A 23,543-nucleotide genomic window follows, 5' to 3' on the forward strand; every position below is an offset into this window, starting at 1 on the left:
GGGGCGAAGGCTGGGCAAGGAGGCGATCATGGTGGCGCGATTGACCGAAGGACATCGGCGCGAATCGCTCGCCGCGATTCCCGACTGGGCGTATGACGAGGCCCGCGACGCGATCACCCGCCGCCTGACCTTCAAGGATTTCAACGAGGCATTCGGCTTCATGACCCGCGTCGCGCTGCTCGCCGACAAGTCCGACCATCATCCCGAATGGTCGAACGTGTGGAACCGCGTCGATATATTGCTCACCACCCACGACGCCGGTGGCCTCTCCCAGCGCGACATCGCGATGGCGCAGGCGATCGACGCGCTGCTCTAGCGCATTCCGCCGCGGCGCATCTGCTTGCGTAGCGCGCCCGGCATCCAGCGCGAAGCGAAGGCGAGCCGCCGTGCGGTCTTGCCGATGATGACATGGACCCTGTCGCGCGCGATCCCGTTCCAGATCGCCTCGGCGACTTCGTCCAGCGGCGTGAATTCGAGCCCCGCCGCACGCACCGAATCGCGTGCGGTGTAGTTCGTCCCCGACACGTTCGAATCGAGCAGGGGCGTGTCGATGAAGCTCGGCATCACCACGCGCACCTTGATCTCGTCGCCCGCCCATTCGGCGTCGAGCGCCTCGGAAAGCCCGCGCACCCCGAACTTGACCGCGGCATAGAGCGCCAGCCCGCTCGATCCATAGATCGCCGCGGCCGACGCGGTGTTGACCAGGCTCGATCCCGGCGTCGCCTTGAGGAAGGGATGCGCCGCGCGCGCGCCGTTGATCACGCCGACCAGGTTGATCCCGACAATCCGGTCGATGTCGTCGTCGCTGGCCTGGGCGAGCGGTCCACCGATCGCGATGCCGGCATTGTTGAACACGACATCGATTCGCCCGCCGGTGGTCGCCGCGAAGGCGCTGAGCGCCTCGCGCCACTGGTCGCGGTCGCGCACGTCCATGACATGCGTCGTCGCCATGCCCGGCGGCAGCATCGCCGCAGTCGCCTCGAGCCCGGCGCGGTTGACGTCGGCGAGCCCGACGCGCCAGCCGCGTGCTGCGAACAGCTTTGCGACTGCCTGACCGATCCCCGACGCCCCGCCGGTGATGAAGATCGCCTTCTCGTTCGCCATCCGCTCCCCCTGTCGCCTTTTGACGTTTGCGACTTCATCCCGCACAACCGCCGACGATGCCAGAGCAATCGCGCAGTGTTACCTTCAAAAATGTCAGTAAGGCCTATGCGGGCGGTGTGAAGGCCGTCGATGGCGTGTCGCTGGAGATTGCCGGCGGCAGCTTCGTCGCGCTGGTCGGCGCATCGGGCTCGGGCAAGTCGACATTGCTCAAGACGGTAAATCGCCTGATCGAGCCGGCCAGCGGCGAAGTGCGGATCGGCGGCGAGGCGGTGACTGCCGAGCCGCCGCATCTGCTGCGTCGTCGGATCGGCTATGTCTTCCAGAATATCGGCCTGTTCCCGCACATGACCGTCGGCGAGAATGTCGCGATCGGGCTGCGGCTGGCGGGAGAACGCGACACCTCGGCGCGCGTCGCTGAACTGCTCGAACTCGTTGAGCTCATGCCGAAGATGGCGGCGCGGATGCCCGATGCGCTGTCGGGCGGCCAGCGCCAGCGCGTCGGCGTTGCCCGCGCACTTGCCTGTAATCCCGGTCTCTTGCTGATGGACGAGCCGTTCGGCGCGCTGGATCCGGTGACGCGCCACGGTCTCGGCAAGGCGATCCGCGCGCTGCACGATCGCATGGGGCTGACCACGATTCTGGTGACCCACGACATGGCCGAAGCGCTGCTGCTCGCCGATCGCGTGCTGGTGATGGAGGCCGGGCGGATCGTTGCCGACGCGACGCCGCGGGATTTGCTTGCGGGCAGGGCAGGCGCGGCGGCCGATGCGCTGGTGGCAGTCCCCCGCGACCAGGCGCATCGGCTGGCGGAGCTGGCGAAGTGAGGGGCACCTCCACCACCGCTTCGCGGCGGTCGTCCTCCCCCAGCAAGCTGGGGGAGGAATTATGACATCCGCCTTCGCGCGCGTCCCCGAGCTGCTTGCCCAGCACCTCCTGCTCGCCTTCGCCGCGCTGCTCCTCGGAATCGTCATCGCGCTCCCGCTCGCCATCCTCTCGTCGCGCAACAAGACCGTCGCCCGCGTCGCGCTCGGTTTCGCCAGCCTCGTCCAGACGATCCCCAGCCTCGCGCTGCTCGCGCTCTTCTATCCGATCCTGTTGTGGCTCTCGGCGCTGGTCGGCGGCGGCATCCCGGCGCTGGGCTTCCTGCCTTCGCTGCTCGCGCTGTCGCTCTATGCACTGCTGCCGATCCTGCGCAACGCCGTTACCGGGCTCGCCACGCTCGATCCCGCGGTGATCGAGGCCGCCGACGGTATCGGCATGACGCGCAGCCAGAAGCTGTGGCTGGTCGAGGCGCCGCTGGTCGCCCCGGTGCTGATGGCGGGCATCCGCACCGCCGCGGTCTGGACGATCGGCGCGGCAACGCTCTCCACCACCGTCGGCCAGCCGAGCCTCGGCGACCTGATCTTCGCCGGGCTCCAGACGCAGAACTGGACGCTGGTACTCGCCGGATGCGCCGCGGCGGCGGGGCTTGCGCTCGCGGTCGATGCGCTGCTCGGACTCGCCGAATACGGCATCGCCCGGCGGCGACGCGGGCTGGTATGGGGTAGCCTGGGCGCGCTGCTCGTCGCGGCGGCATTCGCGCTGGCACCGGCCTGGCCCGCGGCGCGCGGCACCGTCACCATCGGCGCCAAGGGCTTTTCCGAGCAATATATCCTCGCCCGGCTGATCGGGCACCGGCTCGAGGATGCCGGCTACACGGTCCGTTATCGCGAAGGGCTGGGCTCGGCCGTGGCATTCGGTGCGCTCGCGGCGGACGATATCGATGTCTATGTCGAATATTCGGGCACGCTGTGGACCAACCAGATGCAGCGCAGCGACGTGCCCCCCCGCGCCGCGATCGTCGCCGGCGTCGCTGCTTGGGCCAAGACCAAGCACGGCGTGACGCTGCTCGGGTCGCTCGGCTTCGAGAATGCCTATGCCTTTGCGATGCGCGGCGACGACGCCCGGCGGCGCGGCATAACCAGCCTGAGCGATCTCGCCCCCCGCGCCGGCGAACTCGACTTCGCCACCGATATCGAATTCCTCGAACGCCCCGAATGGGCGGCGGTGCGGCGGGCCTATGGCCTGCGCTTCAAATCGGCGCGGCCATACCAGCCGACTTTCATGTACCGCGCGCTGAGCAGTGGCGAGGCCGATGTCATCCCGGCTTTCTCTTCCGACGGGCGCATCGCCGCCGATCACCTTGCCATCCTCACCGATCCCAAGGGCGCGATCCCCGGCTATGACGCGATCCTCCTGCTCGCCCCGAAGCGTGCCGGCGACACCCGATTCCAGGCGGCGCTCCGCCCGCTGGTCGGTGCGATTCCAGTCGAGAAAATGCGCGAAGCCAATTATCTGGTCGATCGCGATGCCGACAAGAAAAGCCCTGACGATGCCGCGCGATGGCTGGAGCGTGGACTCGGACGCTGAACTTGCGTTATCGCTAACACAAACAAGAACGGAGGAGATGTGATGCGCCTGGGGACCAAGCTGCTGCTCGCGAGCACGATATTGTGGACTATGCCGGCCTTGGCGCAGCAAGCGCCGACAGCGCTGTCGGGCGGTCCAAACGTCGCCGACCCGGCCAAATGGCCGAAAGCCGCCAGCGTGGGACTGGTCGATGCGGCGACCGAGAAGCGCGTAACAGATCTCATGGCGAAGATGTCGATCGAGCAGAAGGTCGGCCAGCTCATCCAGGGCGATATCGGCAGCGTGAAGCCCGAGGATCTTCGGAAATATCCGCTCGGCTCGATCCTGGCCGGGGGCAATTCGCCGCCGCTTTCGGGCAATGACCGCTCGCCCCAGGCCGATTGGGTTGCCACTGCGCGCGCCTTCCGCGCTGTCGCGATGGAGCCGCGTCCGGGCCATATTTCGATCCCGCTGATCTTCGGCGTTGATGCGGTCCACGGCAATAACAACGTCATCGGCGCGGTGATCTTCCCGCACAATATCGGCCTCGGCGCCGCTAACGATCCCGGTCTGATCCGCCGCATCGGCGAAGTCACTGCAGTCGAGACCGCCGCCACCGGCCCGGATTGGGCGTTCGGCCCGACGCTGGCAGTACCGCAGGACGATCGCTGGGGCCGCAGCTATGAAGGCTATTCGGAAGATCCGGGCATCGTCCGCAGCTTCGCCGGCGAGATGGTCCGCGGGCTGCAGGGCGAGCCGAGCGCGACCGGCCGCATCCAGAAGGGCAAGGTCGCCGCATCGGCCAAGCACTTCCTCGGCGACGGCGGCACCTTCAACGGCATCGACCAAGGCGATACGCGCATCGGCGAGGACGAGCTGATCGCGATCCACGGCGCGGGCTATCCGGTCGCGATCGATGCCGGCACGCTTACCGTGATGGCGTCGTACAACAGCTGGAACGGCGTCAAGATGCACGGCAACAAGTCGCTGCTCACCGATGTGCTCAAGGGCAAGATGGGCTTTCAGGGCTTCGTCGTCGGCGACTGGAACGGCCATGGCCAGATTCCGGGCTGCACGCCCACCGATTGCGCCGCGACCTTCAACGCCGGGCTCGACATGGCGATGGCGCCGGACAGCTGGAAGGGTCTGTTCGAGTCCACTCTCAAGCACGTCAAGGACGGCACGATCCCGATGGCGCGGCTCGACGACGCGGTGCGCCGGATCCTGCGCGTCAAGGCCAAGCTCGGCCTGTTCGATCCCGCTCGCCCGATCGAGGGCAAGGCCGGCGTGCTCGGCGCTCCCGAGCATCGCGCGATCGCGCGGGAGGCCGTTGCCAAGTCGCTGGTGCTGCTCAAGAACAACGGCGTGCTCCCGGTCAAGGCGGGTGCGAAGGTGCTCGTCGCCGGCCCCGGCGCGGACTCGATGGGCATGCAGACCGGCGGCTGGACCTTGAGCTGGCAGGGCGATGGCAACGGCAACGAGCTGTTCCCCAATGGCGAGACGATCTTCGCGGGAGTGAAGCAGGCAGTCGAGGCCGCGGGCGGCACTGCGACGCTCTCGCCCGAAGGCAATTTCACGTCGCAGCCCGACGTGGCGATCGTCGTGTTCGGCGAACAGCCCTATGCCGAGATGCGCGGCGACATCCGCACGCTCGAATTCCAGCCCGGTGACAAGCAGGCGCTGGGGCTGCTCAAGAAGCTCAAGAACGCCGGCGTGCCGGTGGTGTCGGTGTTCCTCTCGGGGCGCCCGCTCTGGACCAACCCCGAACTCAATGCCTCGGACGCGTTCGTCGCGGCGTGGCTGCCGGGCAGCGAAGGGGGCGGCGTCGCCGATGTGCTGGTCGGCGATGCCGCGGGCAAGCCGCGCAAGGACTTCAAGGGCCGCCTGTCGTTCAGCTGGCCCAAGACCGCGGGCCAGTTCGTGCTCAACAAGGGCAAGCCGGGCTATGACCCGCTTTTCCCGCTCGGCCACGGCCTGACCTATGTAAGGGGCGGCACGGTGCCCGCGCTCAGCGAGGAGGCGGGGATCGATCCGTCGCTCGGCAACACCAGCACCTTCTTCGCCAAGGGCGTGACTCCGGCGCCCTTCTCGTTCGCCACCGACAGCAGGATCACCCGGAAGACCGTCGACGGCCCGCAGACGCAGGAAGGCGCGCAGCAGCTCGTCTGGCCGGCCGGCCCGGCGACGCTGCGCATCGGCGGCGGCGGCGATCTCGATCTGACGCGCGAAGCGAACGGCGATCTGTCGCTCCAGATCAGCTACCGCGTCGACCGTGCGCCCGCCGGCAAGGTCCAGCTGTCGATGGAAGGCGGCGCCAACAAGGGAGCGATCGACGCCACGACGCTGTTCACCGGCGCGACGGGGACCTGGCGCACCGCCAAGGTCTTCCTCAAATGCTATCAGGCGAACGGCGTCGATCTCGGCAAGGTCACTGCGCCCTTCGTCGTCCAGGCCTCGGGACCGTTCGGGCTGAGCATCGCCGATGTCCGCATCGTCTCCGATCCCAACGCCTCGATCTGTCCGGGCGCCAAGCCGTGAGCCAAGCGGCGACGATCGAGACCATCGAGATCGCCCGCGACGGGATCCGGGCCGAGCTGCTCACGCTCGGCGCGACCCTGCGCCGCCTCGAAGTTCCCGATCGCGACGGCAAGGCCGCCAACATCGTGCTCGGCTATCGCGACCTCGCCGACTATCGCGCGCACCCGCGCTTCTACGGCGTAGTCGCGGGCCGCTACGCCAACCGCATCGGCAGCGCGCGCTTTACGCTCGACGGCACAGAGTACCGGCTGCCGGCGAACGACGGCGCCAACACGCTGCACGGCGGCCCGAGCGGCTTCGATCGCGAGGACTGGAAAGTCGCCGCGCGCGACGCGCATTCGGTGACCTTCGCGCTGCACAGCCCACATCTCGACAACGGCTTTCCCGGCAATCTCGATGTCCGGGTGCGCTACGCGATCGAAGAGGGCGGGCTGTCGGTCGGGTTCCGCGCGACCACCGACCGGGCAACCGTCGCCAACCTAACCCACCACGCCTATTTCAACCTTGCGGGCGAGGCGAGCGGCACGACGGTTCTCGATCACGTCCTGCGGATCCCCGCCGGCCAGACCACCCCCACCGACGCCGCGCTGATCCCCACCGGCGAACTTGCTTCGGTCGAGGGCACGCCGTTCGATTTCCGCATCCCCAAGCCGATCGGCCGCGACATCGCCGCCGCCGACACCCAGCTCGCCCAAGGCCGCGGCTATGATCATAATTTCGTGCTGGTCGGTGCCGCCGGTACGATCCGCCGCATCGCAACCTTGTTCGATCCCGCATCGGGCCGCGTGATGGACCTGCAGTCGACCGAGCCGGGGGTGCAATTCTACACCGGCAATTATCTGGGCGGCGGCACACCCGGCACCGGCGGGAGCATTTATCCCGCGCGCGGCGGCCTCTGCCTCGAACCGCAGAAATTCCCGGACAGCCCCAACAAGCCGGCCTTCCCCTCGGCCCGGCTCGATCCGGGTCACGAGTATCGCCACGACATGGCCTTTCGCTTCCGCACTGCGAAGGATGTTGCGCAAGCGTTCGGCTAGGAGAATAGCCGGGGCCCGACCTACCGGGCGCGCCGCGGAACACTTCTCAAAACCCTCTCCCGGGAACCGGGGGGCACGCGCAGCGTGGCGGAGGGGCTGGGCCGCAAGCGATTTCCGTCGCGGAGATACCGTCCGTCCCCTTCGGCGTTACCTCCCCCGCTTGCGCGAGGGAGGATACAACGCCTCAGAACGTCGGCTTGCCGTCGACGCGGCGCGGCACGCTCGAATCCTCGCGCAGCTCGGCCGGAAGCAGTGCCGCCGGAAGGTCCTGATATGCCACCGGGCGCAGGAAGCGATCGATCGCCAGCGTGCCGACCGACGTGCTGCGGCCGTCCGACGTCGACGGGAACGGCCCGCCATGGACCTGCGCGTCGGTGACTTCGACGCCCGTCGGCCAGCCATTGGCGAGGATGCGCCCGGCAAGCCGCTCGAGCAGCGGCAGCAGCTGCTGCGCGACTTCGGTGTCGCCGTCCTCCAGATGCAGCGTTGCCGTCAGCTGGCCTTCGAGCAGCGTCACTACCTTGCGCAGCTCGTCGATATCGGCACAGCGCACGAGCAGCGATGCCGCCCCGAACACTTCCTCGGCATGGCTGGGATCGGCGATGAAATCGGCGCCGGTCATCGTGAACAGCGCGCCGCGACCTGAAGTCGGTCCGGTGGGTTCCTGTCCCTCGGCGACCAGCTTGAGCGCGGGTGCCGAAGCCCAGCGCGCGACGCCGCTCTCATAAGCTTTGTGGATGCCGGGGGTCAGCATCACCTGCGACGGCGCACCGCACATCGCATCCGATGCCGCGGTAACGAACCGGTCGAGGTCCGGCCCCTCGAGCGCGAGCACGAGGCCCGGATTGGTGCAGAACTGGCCCGCACCCATCGTTAGCGACGCCACGAAACCCTTGCCCAGCGCTTCGGCGCGCGCGGCAAGTGCTTCCGGCAGCAGGAAGACGGGGTTGATGCTGCTCATCTCGGCATAGACCGGGATCGGCACCGGGCGGCTCTGCGCGAGCTTCATCAGCGCCGTGCCGCCGCCGCGCGAGCCAGTGAAGCCCACTGCCTTGATCCGCGGATCGGTGACCAGCGCCGAGCCGACCGAATTGCCCGCGCCGTTGATCAGCGAGAACACGCCCTCGGGCATGCCGGTCTTCTGTGCCGCGCGAGTGATCGCGCCCGAGACGAGCTCGGAGGTGCCGGGATGTGCCGAGTGACCCTTGACGATCACCGGGCAGCCCGCGGCCAGCGCCGCGGCGGTGTCGCCGCCCGCCACCGAGAAAGCGAGCGGGAAGTTGCTCGCGCCGAACACCGTCACCGGGCCGAGCGGCACGTGGCGCAGCCGCAGGTCAGGCTTGGGCACCGGCGCGCGATCGGGGATCGCGTGGTCGATGCGGACGCGCAGATAGTCGCCGAGCCGCAGCTCCTTGGCGAACAGCCGCAGCTGGCCCGCAGTGCGCCCGCGCTCGCCGATCAGGCGCGCCTGGGGCAGGCCGCTTTCCTGCATCGCGCGCTCGACCAGCTCGTCGCCCAGCGCTTCGATTTCCTCGGCGATGGCTTCGAGGAACTTGGCGCGGTCTTCGCGTGGCAGATTCGAATAGATCGGGAAGGCGGCTTCGGCAGCGGCAGCGGCGGCCTCGACGTCCTCGGACGTGGCGACGCTGAAGCTCGGCTCGATCTCGGCGCCAGTCGCGGCGGCGACTGCCTTGAAGCCGGGACCATCTCGCGCCACGCGCTTCGATGCGACAAACAATTCCCCGGTCAGCGCCATGCAAACTCTCCCGATTTCAGATTAAATGAAGTTAGCGGTAACAATGTATACGGATCGATTTAAGCATCGCGGCGCTCCGGTTCAACCCGAACTCAGCAGCAAACTGCGATGGGCGTGCGGCCGACGGCCGGATCGCGCGCCTCCATCGTGTCGGTCAGGCCGCGCTCCACCAGCCGCGCCATCGCGTCATGCGCGCCCTGGGCATCGCCTGCCTCGATCGCCTCGAACACCGCGAGGTGAACTGGGAGCGCGTCGTGCGGCGCGGGCAGACGATGCTGCTTGAACGCCGTGGTGATCGCGATCGCCGCAGCGACGCCGCTGGTCAGCGAGACGATGAAATCATTGGCCGAAGCCTCGAGCAGCGCCGAGTGGAATTCCTCGTCGCAGCGCCGGCCGATCTCGGTGGCGAAGCCGTGCTGCGCGACGCCGTCCAGCCCGGCCCGCATCCGCGCCAGCTGTTCGGAAGTGCGGCGCGTCGCGGCGAGGCGCGCGGCATCGGGCTCGACGATCCGGCGCAGCTCGAACAGGTTGGCGATCAGCCCGGCATCGGGCTCGCCGGCGAAGATCCAGCCGAGCACGTCGGGATCGAGCAGATGCCATTCTTTGCGCGGCGAGACTTGGGTGCCGATCTTCGGCCGCGAATTGACCAGCCCTTTGGCCGCCAGGATGCGGATCGCCTCGCGATAGGCGGTGCGCGATACGTTGAACTGGCTGCTCGCGGCGATTTCGCCTTCCAGGATCTCGCCGGGCTTGAGCACGCCGGAAACGATGCGAATGCCCAGTTCGCGCGCCACGGTGCCGTGCAGCCGCAGCGATCGCGGCCGCGGCGGGCGTCGGCGCACGCGCTTGGGCTTGTCCGACTGGGATATGGGCTGTGCGGTGGCCATCGGCTCCCTGGCTGACCTGGCGACTGGGCCGTGACGTGTCCGCCCGATCCGTGACATGCGTTTAGCCGACGCTCCCGATCGCCGTTGCGGGCGGGCAGGGGAACGGCCGGCCCGCTCCTTAGCGGCATTCGCCGCCCACTTAAAGACTGGCGCGGCGAATGGCGTGCGCTACCCCTGCGCAAGTAACGTCGCGCGTTGCCCCAGTTCCGCAAGCAGACTGCAAATAGCCGCGTGAACTTGCGCGATGCCGGAACGAAACACTCCCGACGAAATAAAGTTACAAAACCTCTTTCAAGGTAAAAAATCGCTGTTAACGTGAGGGTTGCGAGTCGCCGGGACTGTCGATCCCGTTGGGTTCGTCGGTCCCGATCCGGGGGCGACGGTGGCTCGCGCAGAGGGCAGTCGCTCCCGAACAGGGGAGTTAATGACGATGGCTTCGACACCGGCTCGCACGGCGCTTCGGCACGTGCTGCAAGGGACCGCCGCGCTCGGCGCACTGGCGCTGGCAAGCAATGCATATGCGCAGGATCGGCCGACCGGCGTCGAGAACACGCCCGGTATCGTCATTCGCAACGATCTCAATCCCAATGCCCTGCCGCCCACGGGCGTGCTAGATCCGGTCGACATCACCGGCGTGGGGCAGGTGATCACCGATGCCGGGGGCGGCTCGGTCGGCGTCTGCACCGGCACGCTGATCAATCCGCGCACCGTGATCTTCGCGGCGCACTGCGTGAACGACGCGCCGGCCGCCAGCTATGGCTCGGCCACGGGCGGCACGGCGATGAGCGTCGGTTTCAAGATGGACAATCGTCCCGCCCTTATCAGCTGGCTGGGCGACCCGAACCGGTCGTCGAACGCCGCCAACGCGCTCTATAATGTCGAGCAGGTCTGGTACGATCCGCGCTCGACCACGCCCAGCGCCAACAGCTTCCTCGAAGGCGATGTCGCACTCGCTACGCTCGACGCGCCGGCTACCGGCATCCCGACCTGGACGATGCTGTTCTCGCCGCTGACCGAAGAAACCCATGCCGTCATCACCGGCTATGGCAATCGCGGCGTCGGCACCACCGGTGAGGCGGGGATCGATTTCCGCCGCCGCGTCGCCGAGAACATGATCTCGGTGCTCGGCTCGCTCGACGATCGCGACGACTGGCTGTTCGGACCGGCGCCTGCGTCCAATCCGCAGAGCCTGTACATGACCGACTTCGACAGCCCGGCGGGTGAGGCGGCATATAACTCCGCGGCCGGCCGCTATGATTTCGACGTGTTCGACGGTCCGGCGCTGCCCCGCGAAGGCATCACTGCGGGCGGTGATTCGGGCGGTCCGCTGATCGCTGATCAGGCGTTCAACAAGTCGGTGGTCGTAGCCGTGCTGTCGGGCGGGTCGCGCTTCTTCGCCAATCAGAAATTCTCGACCTACGGCACGCACAGCTTCTATCAGCCGCTGTTCCTGTTCTGGGACGCGATCGTAGCCAACAACAGCTATGTCTATGCCAGCGCTAAGCCCGGCTATGCCGATTGGGACGATGCGTCGCACTGGGTGCAGGACATGGATCCGAACTACGGCATCACCGTCAACGGCCAGCTGGTCAACGGCCTGCCCGATACGCCGGCGCTCGGCGTTAGCGGCAGCACAGTCAAGTTCGGCTCGGTCTGCTTCCTTTCGGATTGCACCGATCTTGCCGACGATCCCGAGGCGACGCCGGTCCCCACCGGCAACGGCACCGCGATCTACATCCCCGGCGGCCCGGGCACGACCAATTTCGTTCCCAACAACGTCGTCGCCAATCCCACCACGGGCGTGAAAGCGCGCTATTATGACGTGAACCTCGCCGCCCCCGGGGCCACCAGCCTGGGCAGCAACGTCACGATCGACAAGCTGTCGGTCGGCGGTTCGCATCTGCTCGATGTGCGCAACACCGGCCAACTCAATGTCCTCACCGACTTCACCCAATGGTCCGGCTGGAGCAACATCGACGGCCTGCTCCGCACGCGCGAGGCGCTGATCGCCAGCGGCACGCTCACCGGGACGGGCACGATCGATCCGACCTATCTCACCGTCGGCGCGGCAACGGTCAGCCCCGGCGGCGTGGTCGCCGGCACGTTCACGGTGAAGGGCGATCTGATCCTGTCTTCGGGGGCGACGCTCGCGATCGATCTCGGCCAGTCGCAATGGGATCGGCTGATCGTCCAGGGCGACGCGCTCAACCCCGGCATCGCCGCGCTCGGCGGCACCGTGGCGTTCACCCGCGGGCTGATGTCGACGGCGCCGCGTGACGGGCAGAGCTTCGTGTTCCTCACCGCCACCGGCGGAGTCAATGGCACGTTCGCGAACGTGACGAGCTCCAGCCTCGGCGTCCTCCAGCCGCAGGTGACCTACGCCGCCAATTCGGTGAGCGTGAAGCTCCAGGCCGGATCGATGGCGCGCTATGTCGGCAAGAGCAGCGGGATTGCGAGCGTGTTCGCCAGCGCCCTCGATTCGCTGCGCGGCAAGAACTACACCAACCTCTACAACCTCTATGGCGCAGTCGATCTGATGGCGCCCGAGCAGATGGCTTCGACGCTGCGCGGGCTCAATCCGGCGATCATGAGCGAGTCACGGGCGCTCAACCAGCGTCAGTCGAGCGTGATGCTCAATGCCGTGACCGATCGCCTGTCGATGCTCGGCACCGGCCGGAACGCGGGCACGATCAACATCGTCGGCACGCCCGACGCGCTGGGCGGGCTCACCAGCATCGACGGCGGCGTGACGGCTGCGCGTTCGAGCACGGTACGCTCGCTGCTGCCGGGCATGACGAGCATCGGCAACCTGCCGGAGAAGCTCTCGGGGTTCATCTCGGGCGGCTTCACCAATGGCAGCGCCAGCTATGGCGTGCGTGGCCAGACCAACGGCCAGCAGAGCTGGTATGTCGGCATGGGCCTCGAAATGGAGGTTGCGGACTATACCACGTTCGGCACCGCGGTCGGCTTCTCGGAGGGCACCAGCCGTCCGGGTGCGGGTGATGAGGCGGATACCCGCGTGTCGCAGATCTCGGTCTACGGTTCGCACCGTCTCGGCGGCGGCGCCTATCTCGCCGGGCTTGGCATGGCCGAACAGACCCGCACCGGGCTGCGCCGTCAGGCAAGCACGGGCGATCTGGCATACCGGCTCGCCGGCAGCGCGGACATCAGCCGCTATGCCGCGCGTGCCGAGGCGGGCGTCAACCTGCCCGTCGCGCAGACGCTGACGCTCACCCCGCGGGTGTCGTTCGGCTATTCGTCCTTCGCCTATACTCCGTTCCGGGAAGGCGGCGGCGAGCTGGCGCTGCAGATCGACCGGATGAGTGCCTCGACCTTCGACGGTCGTGCCGGCGTGCAGTTCGCCGGTCAGGCGAAGATGGGCAGCTGGACGTTCGTGCCGCAGCTGACTGCGGACTATGTCCGCACGCTTGCCGGGGATCGCGGATCGATGCTCGTCCGCTTCGCCGCGGCGCCCGATGCGGCGATGCTGCTGCCGCTGATGAACGGCGATGCGGCGTACGGCGAAGTCCGCGGCGGCTTCCGCCTCGTCAACGGACCGGTCGAGTTCGGTGCCGGAGTCGAGAGCCGGCTCGGCCGCGCGCTGTATCGCGACGACCGCGCCGTCGTCGATGCGCGGTTCCGCTTCTGAACCAGGGAATGCGGCGTCGGGGAAACCCGGCGCCGCTTCTCTTTCCGGACTATCCTGCCGGGGCCTGCGTGGCGCGCGCACGGTCCCGGTAGAATTCGATGCCGAGCGACAGGCTTTCGGCAATGCGCGCCGCCTTTTCCTGCAGCGCGGCGGCGGCCTCGGGCGGCAGCAACTCCTCGGTGGTCGCGCGCCACAATGCCAGCCAGCGCTCGAACGTCGCCGGGGTGATCAATGCTTCGTGGCGGACATGCGCAGGCATCGGCTGCCCCTTGTAGCGCCCGCTGGTCAGCATGACCGACGACCAGAAGGCCTGGAGCTTGGCGAGATGCGCGGGCCAGTCGTCAATCGCACCGTTGAAGATCGGCCCGAGCAGCGCGTCGACGCGGACACGGTCGTAGAAGGTGTCGACGACGCGGGTCAGATCGTCTTCGGTAAGGCGCGGCGTGGTCATGTCAGCATATCCTGTTCGATCGCGGCACGCAGCGCCCCGGCAAGCGCGTCGCCGATCAGCGGTTTCTCGACAAGCGCGGCACCGGCCGCAGCCACGCGCTCGCGGAACAGGCGGCCGGGGTGGGTCGCGAGAACTATCGCCGGACCCCGCGCCCCGCGATCGCGCAGGTCGCGAAGCAAGCCGAGCCCGTCGGACCGCGGCTGGCGCTGGGCGATCACCAGACACGCGTCGCCGGGTACCCGCGCCATCGCCGCATCGCCGATCTCGACTCGAAACCCTTCGAGACCCAGCGAAAAGGCGAGCGCGGCGACCAGCGCGGGATCGGGCTCGAACAACAGGATCAGCCGAGTGCCGGGCATCGCATCCCTCCGAGACTGCGCAGCCGGCGGGGTTGCCGCCGGCCGCGGGCGATGGTCAGGCCGCCTGCTTCCAGGTCGGCTCGAGCGGCACATGCACCGGGCAGGGGGCGACGTCGCCCATCGGCAGCCCGGCCAGTTCGTTGGCATAGCCGTGGTTGACGTCGCGATGATGCGCCTCGTCGGCGCGGACCACGAGCACCACGTCGCGCAGCGTCGATCCCTCGGGCAGGTTCCAGTAGCGCTTGGCGATCTCGGGCGCCGGCACGTTCTCCGAACGGCCCTCGTCGATCTCGGCGAGATAATGGGTGTAGCTGATCACCGCCTCTTCCTCGAAATAGCCGACGACGCGGTGCGCGGTTTTCGAACTGACCAGATAGAGCGCGAAGAAGAACAGGTAGAACACCCATTGCACCCCGATGATCACCGCGCGCTCGAACCAGGTCGGCTTCGAGATTTCGATGAACGTCATCAGGTGCATCCGCTCATTCTCGGCTTCGTCCATGAGCGTCTTGATCCAGCCCTTGTCGTCGCACATGCGGCGCAGGCAGGCGAGGTGGTTGATCGTCGCGCCGACCATGCCGGGCACCGCGGCGACGGTCTCGAGGACAACGGCGCGATGGCCGTAGCGCTCGGCGAAGAACGTATCGGCGCACCAGCGCAGGACCTTGGTGAAACCGAACGCGACGCGGTCCGACGCGCCCTTGGGCCGATGGTGGACGCTCAGGTCGATGAACGGGGCAGTCATGGAACTTCTCCGGTGGTTGGCGCGATCCGATCTCGTCGCCGCTGGGCGTCCACTATTCCGGCCATGATTTTCGCGAAATCTGGATGATCACCCTACGCTGCGCACCCTACGGGGAATCCCGGAGGTCGCGGGGCGGACGCGCCCGAGGACAAGGTAGGCGATGAACGTGCGCGATCCCTTTGCCCGAACGATGCAGCTGCCGCGCCTCGGCCCGGCGGGCGGCTGCGCGCTTGCCGGCATGGGAATCGTCGCCGGCGCGCTGGTCCGCTACGCGCTGAGCGATGTGCTCGGCCAGAGCGCGACCTTCATCTTCCTCGTCCCCGCGGTGGTCGCCGCGGCGGCCTTTGCCGGGCTCGGCCCTGGATTGCTGGCGACGGCGCTCGGCGCCGGAGCGGGGCTGCTAATCGATCGGCTGGCCGGTCCGGTCGGTGCGGGCAGCTGGATCGCCGCAGGCACCTTCCTGCTGGTAGGTGCGGCAGTCGCTGTCGGCGGGGAATGGTTCCAGCGCGCACGCCGCGAGACCGAGGCGGCGAATGCCGATCTCGCACGGCGCGAGGCACATCTCCGCTCGATCCTGGAGACCGTGCCGGACGCGATGGTGGTGATCGACGAAGCCGGGCTGATCCGCGATTTCAGCCCCACTGCCGAGCGGCTGTTCGGCTGGACAGCCGCGCAGGTCGCCGGGTCCAACGTCAGCATGCTGATGCCCTCGCCCTATCGCGAAGCGCATGACGGCTATCTGGCGCGCTACTACCAGACCGGCGAGCGCCGGATCATCGGCAAGGGCCGCGTCGTCGTCGGCGAGCGTGCCGACGGCTCGACCTTTCCGATGGAGCTCGCGGTCGGCGAGATGCGGATGGACGGTGCGCGCTTCTTCACCGGATTCGTCCGCGACCTGACCGAGCGCCAGCAGACCGAGACGCGGCTGCAGGAGCTGCAGACCGAGCTCGTCCATGTCTCGCGCCTGACTGCGCTGGGCGAGATGGCCTCGTCGCTCGCGCACGAGATCAACCAGCCCCTCTCGGCGATCGCCAATTATCTGAAGGGCAGCCGGATGCTGCTCGCGCGCGAAGAGATCCCGCTCGATCGCGTAGCCGAGGCCGTCGAGCGCGCCTCGAGCGAAGCGCTGCGCGCCGGCGACATCATCCGCCGGCTGCGCGATTTCGTCGCGCGGGGCGAGGCCGAACGCACGATCGAGAGCCTGCCCAAACTGGTCGAAGAGGCGACTGCGCTGGCCCTGATCGGCGCCAAGGAACACGGCATCCGGGTCCGCTACAGCTTCGATCCCGCGATCGATCTGGTGCTGGCGGACCGCGTGCAGATCCAGCAGGTCGTGCTCAACTTGGTCCGCAACGCCGTCGATTCGATGACTGCGTCCGATTCGCCGCGGCGCGAGCTCGCCATCGCCATCGATTCCGATCGCGCGCTGGCGCGAGTCAGCGTGTCCGATACCGGCCCCGGCATCAGCCCCGATGTCGCCGGGCAACTGTTTCAGCCTTTCGTCACTACCAAGCGGACGGGTATGGGCGTGGGACTGTCGATTTCGCGGACGATCATCGAGGCGCAAGGCGGGCGCATCTGGGTCGAGGAAAATCCCGGCGGCGGCGCGGTGTTCCGCTTCACGCTGGAGCAAGTGGACAAGGAGGAGCTTGGCGATGTCGAATGAGCCGGTCGTCTTCGTGATCGACGACGATGAAGGGGCTCGGCATTCGCTCGAATTCCTGATCGATGTCGCCGGGCTGCGGGTGCGCAGCTTCGCCTCGGCCGACGCGTTCCTGGAAGCCCGGCTGCCGCTCGACCATGCCTGTGTGATCACCGACGTGCGGATGCCGGGCATGAATGGTGTTGAGCTCGTTACCGAACTCAAGCGGCGCGGCGCGAGCGTGCCGGTGATCGTCATCACCGGCCATGCCGATGTGCCGCTGGCGATTCAGGCGATGCGCGCCGGCGTTGCCGATTTCATCGAAAAGCCATTCGACGACGACACCATCCTCGCCGCGATCCGCGCCGCCTTTGCTGCGCAGGCCGGCCGCGACGAAGCCCATGTCGAGCGCGACCGCACCCTGGCGCGGCTGGCGACGCTGTCGCACCGGGAGCGCGAAGTGATGCAGGGGCTGGTCGCCGGGCACGCCAACAAGGTGATCGCCTTCGACCTCGAGATCAGCGCGCGCACGGTCGAGGTCTATCGCGCCAACGTGATGACCAAGATGCACGCGAAGAGCCTGTCGGAGCTCGTCCGCATGGTGACCATCGCCGAACTTGCCGGCTGATCCGCCCCGCTATCGGGTCACGCGCAACGTCGCGATCGGCTTGGTCCGGGATTCCTCGTCGCGGTCGCGGCCCTGCTGGAAGGCAAGGTCGACATCGACCAGCACTTCGTCTTCGCTGCGGCGCCCGAAATTGCGCGTAAGCCGGATCAGGACATGGCCCGCGCCATTGGGGTTGATCCGGTCGGCGTCATATCCGTTGATGCGCACGTCATAGCTTCCCGCGGGCGCGCGGCGAATGGCATATTCCTCGGGCCCGTAGCCGTTGGTCATGTCGTTCGAGATCTGCCCGCCCAGGCTGCTCAGCTTGTCGCCATAATAGACGCGCTCGCCACTCGGCTCGTTGACCCACAGGTCGATATCGGCGTCGTCGGCGACCCATTCGATGACGATCCGCACATCGGTGTCGAGCAACGCCACCAGCCGCGGGTCGAGCGTCCAGCTTCCGCCTGCCGCCTCGATATCGGGGATCAGCGCATTGGCATCCATCAGCGCGATCACTTCGAATCCGTCGAAATCGTCGGACGCCGGATTGAGCGCGGCGTCGGTGAGCAAAGCGAACGCGCGTTCCAGATCGGCGCGTCCCGCCGCGCCGCGGCTGCGTCCGCGCGCCGCCAATGCGAGCGCCAGGTCGCGCGCCGGCTGCGGGCGGAACTCGGCATTGGCCGCGGCGATCTGCTCGGCAAGCTCGATCGCGCGGTCGTGCGCCTTGTCGCGCTCGAGCCGGAAAGCGACGATCTGCCTTGTCTCGTCATCGGACTGGGGCAGTTCGAGCGCGGAGAGCAACAGCGCCTCCGCAGTCGCGCTGTCGCCCTTGCTGCGGAACCACTCGGCAACGTCGAAATAGAAGCTCGGCACCGACCCATGCGCGCGCTCCTGCACGGCGAGCACGGCCAGTCGGGCCCCGGGCGCAGCGGCATCGAGCGCAACGGTGTAGGGGCGCTTGGCGATCAGGTCGGCGAGATCGACCTTCACGTCAGTCGCAGTGGTTGCGCGTTCCGCCCGCGCCACCGGCACATCCCGCGCGCGGGCGCCGGTCACGACGACGCTGTCCGCGCCGTCCGACAGGTCTTCCTCGCTTACGGCAGTCACTCCGGCGGCCCTGTCGGACGAAACGCTTGGCGCCGGCATGGGCGAGGGCATCGGCGGTGCCGGCTCGTACACCGGCATGGGCTCTGCCGGCATTGGCACCGGACGCGGGCCAGGCTTGGGACGCGGCGGAGCGACGAATCGCCGCATCCACCAGGCTTTGCGCTCGGCCCATTCCTTGAGCACATGGTCGAAGCGTTCGCGCCGATCGCCAAGAGCCTGTTCGTCGGCATCCTGCTTCGACTCGCGATATTGCCTCATCCATTCAGCATCGAAGCCCGGCGGCGGCGCGATCCCCGCGCGCAGATACTGGTCGGGTCGTTCGAGCACGAGCAGCGACATCGCCGGCCCGGCGACCTGATAGTGCCGCGCGAATTCGACCATCTCGTCATGCCGCGCCGGATCGTCGGCGAGGATCTGCACCTGTTGCGCCGCCCATAGCGCGCCCGGCGCATCGCCGGAAACCACTGCGTCGGTCGCCGCATAATTGCGTTCGCTGCCGTCGCTCAGCCGGACGCGCAGCCCGCCCCGATCGGGCATCGGCCCGACGATCTGCCACTGGCCCGCACCCGCCGCGAGCGCGCGGAACGCGATGCGCTTTCCCGATGCGTCGCGCACCGCGGTCACGCCGGATCCGGGTTGGGCCAGCGTCGCGGCGGCCTCCGCGACCTTGCCTTCGCTCACGCGCACCAGCCGTCCCGATACGCCCTGCGCGATGCGGCCCAGCCGCGCTCCGTCGGCCTCGCTCGATGCGGTCAGCAGCACCAGCGGGCAATCGGGGGCGAAGGCGGTGCCGCGGTCGATCGTCACTTGCCCGTCGGACACCAGCACGCAGCGGCTGGCGGGGGCAAGCGCGAGTCCGTCGAGCCCCGCGAACGAAGTCGCGCCGCGATAGACCACGCCGTCGAGTGCCTTGCGCAGCGCCGCGGCATCGGCGTGGGTCGTCACGTGCGGGCGGTCGCTCGCAAAGGTGACCAGGTCGATCGCGCTCGGCGCGATGGTCTCGGCAAGGCGCGCGAGCACGTCGGTCTCCAGGTCGCGCCGGTCGCGACCGTGCGAGAGCGAACGGTCCCAATAGATGCGGAGCCGTCCCGGCGCCGAGGCGGCCGAGGCTGCCGCAGCGGTATCGGCGATCGCGAAGAAGCGCTCGCCGCCGGCATGGCGGGTGACCAGCAGCGGCTCGGCGAGCGTCCCGCCGGCGATCTCCAGTCCGCCCGCGAGCAGCTTGCGGTCGCCGCCCGCGCTGCCGCGCCACTGCCTGCCCTCGCTGGAAAGCGATACCGCTTCGCCGGCGAACCGCACGTTCGGCGCCGCGGCGTAGCCGTCGATGGTGACTTCGACGCGGATTTTGCCGATCGCAGCGTCGCGCGACAGCGGCACGACGATCCCGCGCACAGGATCGAACGGCACGGCGAAGGTCATGCGGAAGCGGCGCGGCTGCGTGCGGGTGATCGGGTAGATGCGCGTCGTGAAGCGGTTGCCCGCGGAAACTTCGGCCAGCCCCGGATCGATCCCGGCGCGGACTTCGTCCTCGTACAGGTTACGCGCCTTGGGCTGTTCGAGCAGCTTGCCGGGGATCATCGCGTCGCCGACGCTCAGTGCATAGCCGGTGACCACTGCATCGGCCGGCAACGCCAGCGCGAGCCTGGCTTCGAAATCCTCGTGCTCGTCGGGGTCGGCCGCGATCAGCAGCTCCAGCGTGACGTCGGCGGTGCGCCCGGTGACGTGCGCGCGGACCAGCATCTCGTCGATCCGCAGATGCCTTGCGTCATCCTCGGCGTCGCCGGTCCGGATGCCGCGCTCGGCCTCCGACAGCGTGGGGTTGCTCTGCGCCGATGCGGGGGCGGGCAGCAGCCACAGCCCGATCGCCAGCGAAAGTGTCGCGCGCCACCCCATTGCATCCCCCGTTTGTCGCGCGGAGAGTGACCGAGCGGCACGGCCGGCGCAACGACAAAGCACTGGCGGCTGTGCGGTCGCGGGGCCACATTGCGCGTGAACGGGAGCAGCGCATGGCATTGGTGGAACTCGGGCGCTTCGATCGGCAGGAAGCGCATATCGTCCAGGGCCGGCTCGAGAGCGAAGGCATTATGAGCTTCGTGTTCGATGCCGGAAGCAGCATCGCCGACGGCAGCTGGCTACTGATCCCGGTCCGCGTGATGGTCGACGACGAGGATGTCGGCGCGGCGCGGGCGCTGATCCAACCCTAGCGCACCGGGCCGTGGAAATCGGCCTCGACGATACCCAGCCGCCAGCCCGGCGGCACTGCGTCGGCACCGGTGTCGCCCGCCTTGCGCGAAGTATCTAGCTCGATGACCTTGCCGAATGCATCGCGGTCCGCGACCGGCCCGGTCTGGACGATCCGCAGCACGCTGCCGCGGGCGGCGGCGAAGGCAAGATGCGCATAGCCGAGCTGGCGTTCGGTCTCGCCCTCCCAGATCGTCTTTCCGTCCAGCGTGATCCGCAACTTGTAGCTGCGCGACCGCCAGCCGACGAGCTTCAAGTCGATCTCGCTCAGCGTCACCGGCGCGTCGAAGCGATATTCGATCCACGCCGCGTCCGGCCTGCCGTCGCTGGTCCAGCGCGTCAGTTCGTTGTCGTCGATGCTCTGCCCGGCCTCGGCAGCGTTGGACCCGGCGACGATCGACGCGGGCGTCCAGGTCGTACGCGTCGGCGTGAACGAGGGGCCCGTGGGTGTCGGCCCGCGCGTCAGCAATCCCGGCAGATGGTTTTCGGCGAAGTCCGGTGACAATCCGCCCGCCGCCGGCCGCGCCGCGACCGTCGGGATCGTCAGCACCGCGCGCCTGAGCCCCGGCGCAGTCGCCGTGACGCGCACCGTCCCGCGCTGTGTCCCCGCACGCAGCAGCACCCGGTTGACGCCGCCCTCGACCGGTAGCGTCTGCGACAGGACATAATTGTCCTCGCCCCGCGCGGTGCCGGCATAGTGCGTCGTCTGGTCGGCGCCGGCGGGCTTGGTCGGCTCGGCCGGCCCCGCCGCAACCTCCGAACGCGGCTTGCCCGACGAATCGCCCTGCGCGATCCCGCCGCGCCATTGCGCCGGCCCGTCGAGCGTGAACGCTACCTTGTCGTTCGCAATCGGCACGCGTCGCCCCTTGGCATCGACCACCTCGACATCGATCAGCGCGACATCGGCTCCGTCCATCACGAAACCGCGCGGCGAGACATGCGGAGTCAGCCGCAGCGCCACCGGTGCACCCGCCGTCTCGACGACATGCTCGGACCGCCGCCCATCGGCATGCGTCGCCACCGCGCGCAGCATCCCCGGCGCCCAGGCGACATCCTTCCACCCGAACAGGAACCCGCTGCTTCGCGTGCCTCTGCCCAGCGAACGCCCGTTGCGGAACAGCTCGACCTGCGTCCCGTTCGACACCACGGTCACGTCCTTGCGCGTCCCCGGCGCATAGTTCCAATGCCCGATCACGTGCGTCGCCGGAGTGACGCTGTCGACCCAGTCGCTCCACATCACCTTGTGCGCGAAGAACCCCTCTTTCGGCAGCCGCATCGCATCGACTTCGCCCGAGCGCCGGTAATTATTGTCCCCGCGATAATGCGTGTTCGAGTCCGACCAGATGATGTTCACCCCGCCCGAACTCACCCGCTTGCCGGTGCCCGGCCGCACCCGATAAAAGTCCCACCAGCGCTTGACGTCCTCGATCGCGTGGCTGTCTTGGTTGCGGTTATAGTCGGGCGAATCCGGGTGGAACGGCGGGGTCAGCGCGTCCTGATAGAGTCGTGCCGCCTCGTCGCGCGAATATTCCATCGCCCACATCGGATGCTTCGCGCTCTTGTTCACATAGAGCATCTCGCCGCCATATTCGGCGATCTTGCTGTCGAGCATCTCGCGCGAACCGATCGCCCGGCCGCCATGCGGATCGAAGCGGTCGCGGATCGCCTTCAGCTCGGCCATGTGCGCCTCGCTGATATTCTCGTTGCCGCCTTCGTAGAACAGGATCGACGGATTGTTGCGGTTATAAACGATCGCGTCCTGCATCGCCTCCTTGCGCTGGTCCCAGCGCCGTCCGGTGACGTCGCTCTCGGCATCGCCCGCCGGCATCGCCTGGATCAGCCCGACGCGATCGGCGGATTCCACATCCTGCTTCGAAGGCGCGATGTGCATCCAGCGCACCAGATTGCCGCCGCTCTCGACCATCAGCGCGTTGGAGAAGTCGCTGAGCCAGGCCGGGATCGACACCCCCACCGCGGGCCATTCGTTCGAGGTGCGCTGGGCATAGCCGTGCATCTGGATCACGCGCCCGTTGAGCCGCACCATGCCCTCCCCGAGCTGCGTCTGGCGGAAGCCGGTGCGCGTATCGACGCTGTCGATCGTCCTGCCGCTCTCGGTCAGGCTGGTCGTCACCGTATAGAGATAGCCATAGCCCCAGCTCCAGAATTGGAGCCCGGCAACCTTGCCCGCCGCGCCCAGCGTCCGCGTCTCGCCCGGGGCCAGCGTCACGCTGCCGCCGTCCAGCCGCGCGACGATCTTGCCCGCGCGGTCGCGAACCTCTGCGCGATAGCCGATCGCCCGCGGCGTGCTGCCCGAATTGCGCACCTGTGTCTCGGCATGGACCGTCGCGCTGCGCCGCGTCAGGTCGAATCCGTCGGCCCAGACATATTGCCCGGTGGTGCCCAGCGACCCGTAGAGCGGCAGCGTCTGGTGGACCGGCCCGGTCAGATGCAGCCGGACGTTGCGCGTGATCCCGCCATAATTGACGTTGAAATTGTCGTTGTTCCACTGGAAGCCGCTGCCGGTCGCGCGCTCCTTGTACTTCCAGTCATTGTCGACGCGCACTGCGATGACATTTTCGCCGGGCCGCAGCGCCGCGGTGATGTCCGCGCCGAACGCGCTAACCCCGTTCTCGGAGAGCGCCACCGCCTTGCCGTTGACCCAGACTTCGGCCGCCTGGCGCACGCCTTCGAATTCCAGATAGGCGCGCCCGCCGTCCTGCCGCGCGGGCAGGGTGATGCGCTTGCGATACCAGGTGATGCCCGTCGACAGCTGCTTGATGTCGCGCGCGAACGCCTGCTTCTCGTTGAACGCGTGCGGCAGCGTGGCATTGCCCCAGCTGCGATCGTCGAAGTTCGCGCGCTCGGCGCCGGGCTGCTCGCCGGTCGCGACGCGCCAGCCGGGATTGAGATTATAGGTGGCGCGCGGCGAGGCGACTGCAGTGGACGCGTCGTGCGCGAACACCGGGCCCGCCGTCCCGGCGAGGAGCAGCGCGGCGGCAAGCCGGATCGAATGTCCTCGCATCTTCACT

The 23,543-nt window shown here is 68.1% G+C and carries 17 protein-coding genes; 9 read left to right on the forward strand and 8 right to left on the reverse strand.

Going from position 1 to position 23,543, the window contains the following annotated elements; genetic code table 11:
- Positions 1–10 precede the first annotated feature (10 nt).
- Complete coding sequence (locus tag BXU08_RS15165; RefSeq protein WP_290439650.1) at positions 11–316, forward strand: 4a-hydroxytetrahydrobiopterin dehydratase; 306 nt, start codon at positions 11–13, stop codon at positions 314–316.
- Here the strand turns inward: BXU08_RS15165 and BXU08_RS15170 are convergent.
- Entirely contained in the window at positions 313–1,104 is a 792-nt protein-coding gene (locus BXU08_RS15170) for an SDR family oxidoreductase (protein WP_077510819.1), read from the reverse strand. The genes BXU08_RS15165 and BXU08_RS15170 overlap by 4 nt on opposite strands.
- A gap of 56 nt (positions 1,105–1,160) precedes the next feature.
- Between BXU08_RS15170 and BXU08_RS15175 the strand changes: the two genes are divergently transcribed.
- The 4 genes from BXU08_RS15175 (at position 1,161) to BXU08_RS15190 (ending at position 7,067) form a co-directional block, all read left to right on the forward strand.
- On the forward strand, positions 1,161–1,928 hold the full coding sequence (locus BXU08_RS15175; protein ID WP_077510820.1) for an ATP-binding cassette domain-containing protein: 768 nt from the start codon (positions 1,161–1,163) through the stop codon (positions 1,926–1,928).
- Positions 1,929–1,989: 61 nt separating this feature from the next.
- Entirely contained in the window at positions 1,990–3,513 is a 1,524-nt protein-coding gene (locus BXU08_RS15180) for an ABC transporter permease/substrate-binding protein (RefSeq protein WP_077510821.1), read from the forward strand.
- A gap of 42 nt (positions 3,514–3,555) precedes the next feature.
- Positions 3,556–6,030: a glycoside hydrolase family 3 protein gene (locus BXU08_RS15185; protein WP_171982536.1), complete on the forward strand. Its 2,475-nt coding sequence runs from the start codon at positions 3,556–3,558 to the stop codon at positions 6,028–6,030.
- The gene (locus BXU08_RS15190) at positions 6,027–7,067 is read left to right on the forward strand and encodes an aldose epimerase family protein (protein ID WP_171982358.1); all 1,041 of its coding nucleotides are present in this window, start codon (positions 6,027–6,029) and stop codon (positions 7,065–7,067) included. The genes BXU08_RS15185 and BXU08_RS15190 overlap by 4 nt, the downstream gene beginning before the upstream one ends.
- A gap of 184 nt (positions 7,068–7,251) precedes the next feature.
- Here the strand turns inward: BXU08_RS15190 and BXU08_RS15195 are convergent, their stop codons facing one another.
- Both BXU08_RS15195 and BXU08_RS15200 read right to left on the reverse strand, forming a co-directional pair.
- Complete coding sequence (locus BXU08_RS15195; RefSeq protein WP_077510822.1) at positions 7,252–8,823, reverse strand: aldehyde dehydrogenase (NADP(+)); 1,572 nt, start codon at positions 8,821–8,823, stop codon at positions 7,252–7,254.
- A gap of 92 nt (positions 8,824–8,915) precedes the next feature.
- Entirely contained in the window at positions 8,916–9,710 is a 795-nt protein-coding gene (locus BXU08_RS15200) for a FadR/GntR family transcriptional regulator (RefSeq protein WP_077510823.1), read from the reverse strand.
- Between the two features lie 466 nt (positions 9,711–10,176).
- Between BXU08_RS15200 and BXU08_RS15205 the strand changes: the two genes are divergently transcribed.
- A complete protein-coding gene (locus BXU08_RS15205; protein WP_171982537.1) occupies positions 10,177–13,359 on the forward strand; it encodes an autotransporter domain-containing protein in 3,183 nt (1,060 codons plus the stop codon).
- A 49-nt stretch (positions 13,360–13,408) separates the two neighbouring features.
- On the opposite strand, the gene BXU08_RS15210 is transcribed toward BXU08_RS15205, so the two are convergent.
- From BXU08_RS15210 to BXU08_RS15220, 3 genes are read right to left on the reverse strand one after another with little or no spacing between them, the layout of a single operon-like run.
- Positions 13,409–13,810, reverse strand: coding sequence for a group III truncated hemoglobin (locus BXU08_RS15210; protein ID WP_077510825.1), 402 nt, complete (start codon positions 13,808–13,810; stop codon positions 13,409–13,411).
- On the reverse strand, positions 13,807–14,169 hold the full coding sequence (locus tag BXU08_RS15215; RefSeq protein ID WP_077510826.1) for a hypothetical protein: 363 nt from the start codon (positions 14,167–14,169) through the stop codon (positions 13,807–13,809). The genes BXU08_RS15210 and BXU08_RS15215 overlap by 4 nt, the downstream gene beginning before the upstream one ends.
- Positions 14,170–14,224: 55 nt before the next feature.
- On the reverse strand, positions 14,225–14,914 hold the full coding sequence (locus tag BXU08_RS15220; RefSeq protein WP_077510827.1) for an alternative oxidase: 690 nt from the start codon (positions 14,912–14,914) through the stop codon (positions 14,225–14,227).
- Positions 14,915–15,074: 160 nt separating this feature from the next.
- Here BXU08_RS15220 and BXU08_RS15225 point away from each other — a divergent pair, with 160 nt between their 5' ends.
- Positions 15,075–16,580, forward strand: coding sequence for a PAS domain S-box protein (locus BXU08_RS15225; protein ID WP_376787763.1), 1,506 nt, complete (start codon positions 15,075–15,077; stop codon positions 16,578–16,580).
- Positions 16,570–17,184 carry a response regulator FixJ gene (fixJ, locus tag BXU08_RS15230; protein WP_077510828.1) on the forward strand — a complete coding sequence of 205 codons (615 nt, stop codon included), beginning with the start codon at positions 16,570–16,572 and terminating at the stop codon, positions 17,182–17,184. Before BXU08_RS15225 ends, fixJ begins: the two co-directional genes overlap by 11 nt.
- A gap of 9 nt (positions 17,185–17,193) precedes the next feature.
- Here the strand turns inward: fixJ and BXU08_RS15235 are convergent, their stop codons facing one another.
- The gene (locus BXU08_RS15235) at positions 17,194–20,166 is read right to left on the reverse strand and encodes a VIT domain-containing protein (RefSeq protein ID WP_171982538.1); all 2,973 of its coding nucleotides are present in this window, start codon (positions 20,164–20,166) and stop codon (positions 17,194–17,196) included.
- A 113-nt stretch (positions 20,167–20,279) separates the two neighbouring features.
- Between BXU08_RS15235 and BXU08_RS15240 the strand changes: the two genes are divergently transcribed.
- Entirely contained in the window at positions 20,280–20,477 is a 198-nt protein-coding gene (locus tag BXU08_RS15240; RefSeq protein WP_077512466.1) for a DUF2007 domain-containing protein, read from the forward strand.
- Here BXU08_RS15240 and BXU08_RS15245 read toward each other — a convergent pair.
- Complete coding sequence (locus BXU08_RS15245) at positions 20,474–23,536, reverse strand: sugar-binding domain-containing protein (RefSeq protein ID WP_077510830.1); 3,063 nt, start codon at positions 23,534–23,536, stop codon at positions 20,474–20,476. The genes BXU08_RS15240 and BXU08_RS15245 overlap by 4 nt on opposite strands.
- Positions 23,537–23,543 lie beyond the last annotated feature (7 nt).

The organism is Sphingomonas sp. LM7 (assembly GCF_002002925.1).
GTDB lineage: Bacteria > Pseudomonadota > Alphaproteobacteria > Sphingomonadales > Sphingomonadaceae > Sphingomonas.

What these genes read in the sequence shown, in the direction of transcription:
- BXU08_RS15170 (WP_077510819.1), bottom strand. Translation starts at nt 1,104, where the DNA reads ATGGCGAACGAGAAGGCGATCTTCATCACCGGCGGGGCGTCGGGGATC.
- BXU08_RS15175 (WP_077510820.1), top strand. Translation starts at nt 1,161, where the DNA reads ATGCCAGAGCAATCGCGCAGTGTTACCTTCAAAAATGTCAGTAAGGCC.
- BXU08_RS15180 (WP_077510821.1), top strand. Translation starts at nt 1,990, where the DNA reads ATGACATCCGCCTTCGCGCGCGTCCCCGAGCTGCTTGCCCAGCACCTC.
- BXU08_RS15185 (WP_171982536.1), top strand. Translation starts at nt 3,556, where the DNA reads ATGCGCCTGGGGACCAAGCTGCTGCTCGCGAGCACGATATTGTGGACT.
- BXU08_RS15195 (WP_077510822.1), bottom strand. Translation starts at nt 8,823, where the DNA reads ATGGCGCTGACCGGGGAATTGTTTGTCGCATCGAAGCGCGTGGCGCGA.
- BXU08_RS15200 (WP_077510823.1), bottom strand. Translation starts at nt 9,710, where the DNA reads ATGGCCACCGCACAGCCCATATCCCAGTCGGACAAGCCCAAGCGCGTG.
- BXU08_RS15210 (WP_077510825.1), bottom strand. Translation starts at nt 13,810, where the DNA reads ATGACCACGCCGCGCCTTACCGAAGACGATCTGACCCGCGTCGTCGAC.
- BXU08_RS15215 (WP_077510826.1), bottom strand. Translation starts at nt 14,169, where the DNA reads ATGCCCGGCACTCGGCTGATCCTGTTGTTCGAGCCCGATCCCGCGCTG.
- BXU08_RS15220 (WP_077510827.1), bottom strand. Translation starts at nt 14,914, where the DNA reads ATGACTGCCCCGTTCATCGACCTGAGCGTCCACCATCGGCCCAAGGGC.
- BXU08_RS15225 (WP_376787763.1), top strand. Translation starts at nt 15,075, where the DNA reads ATGAACGTGCGCGATCCCTTTGCCCGAACGATGCAGCTGCCGCGCCTC.
- fixJ (WP_077510828.1), top strand. Translation starts at nt 16,570, where the DNA reads ATGTCGAATGAGCCGGTCGTCTTCGTGATCGACGACGATGAAGGGGCT.
- BXU08_RS15235 (WP_171982538.1), bottom strand. Translation starts at nt 20,166, where the DNA reads ATGGGGTGGCGCGCGACACTTTCGCTGGCGATCGGGCTGTGGCTGCTG.
- BXU08_RS15240 (WP_077512466.1), top strand. Translation starts at nt 20,280, where the DNA reads ATGGCATTGGTGGAACTCGGGCGCTTCGATCGGCAGGAAGCGCATATC.
- BXU08_RS15245 (WP_077510830.1), bottom strand. Translation starts at nt 23,536, where the DNA reads ATGCGAGGACATTCGATCCGGCTTGCCGCCGCGCTGCTCCTCGCCGGG.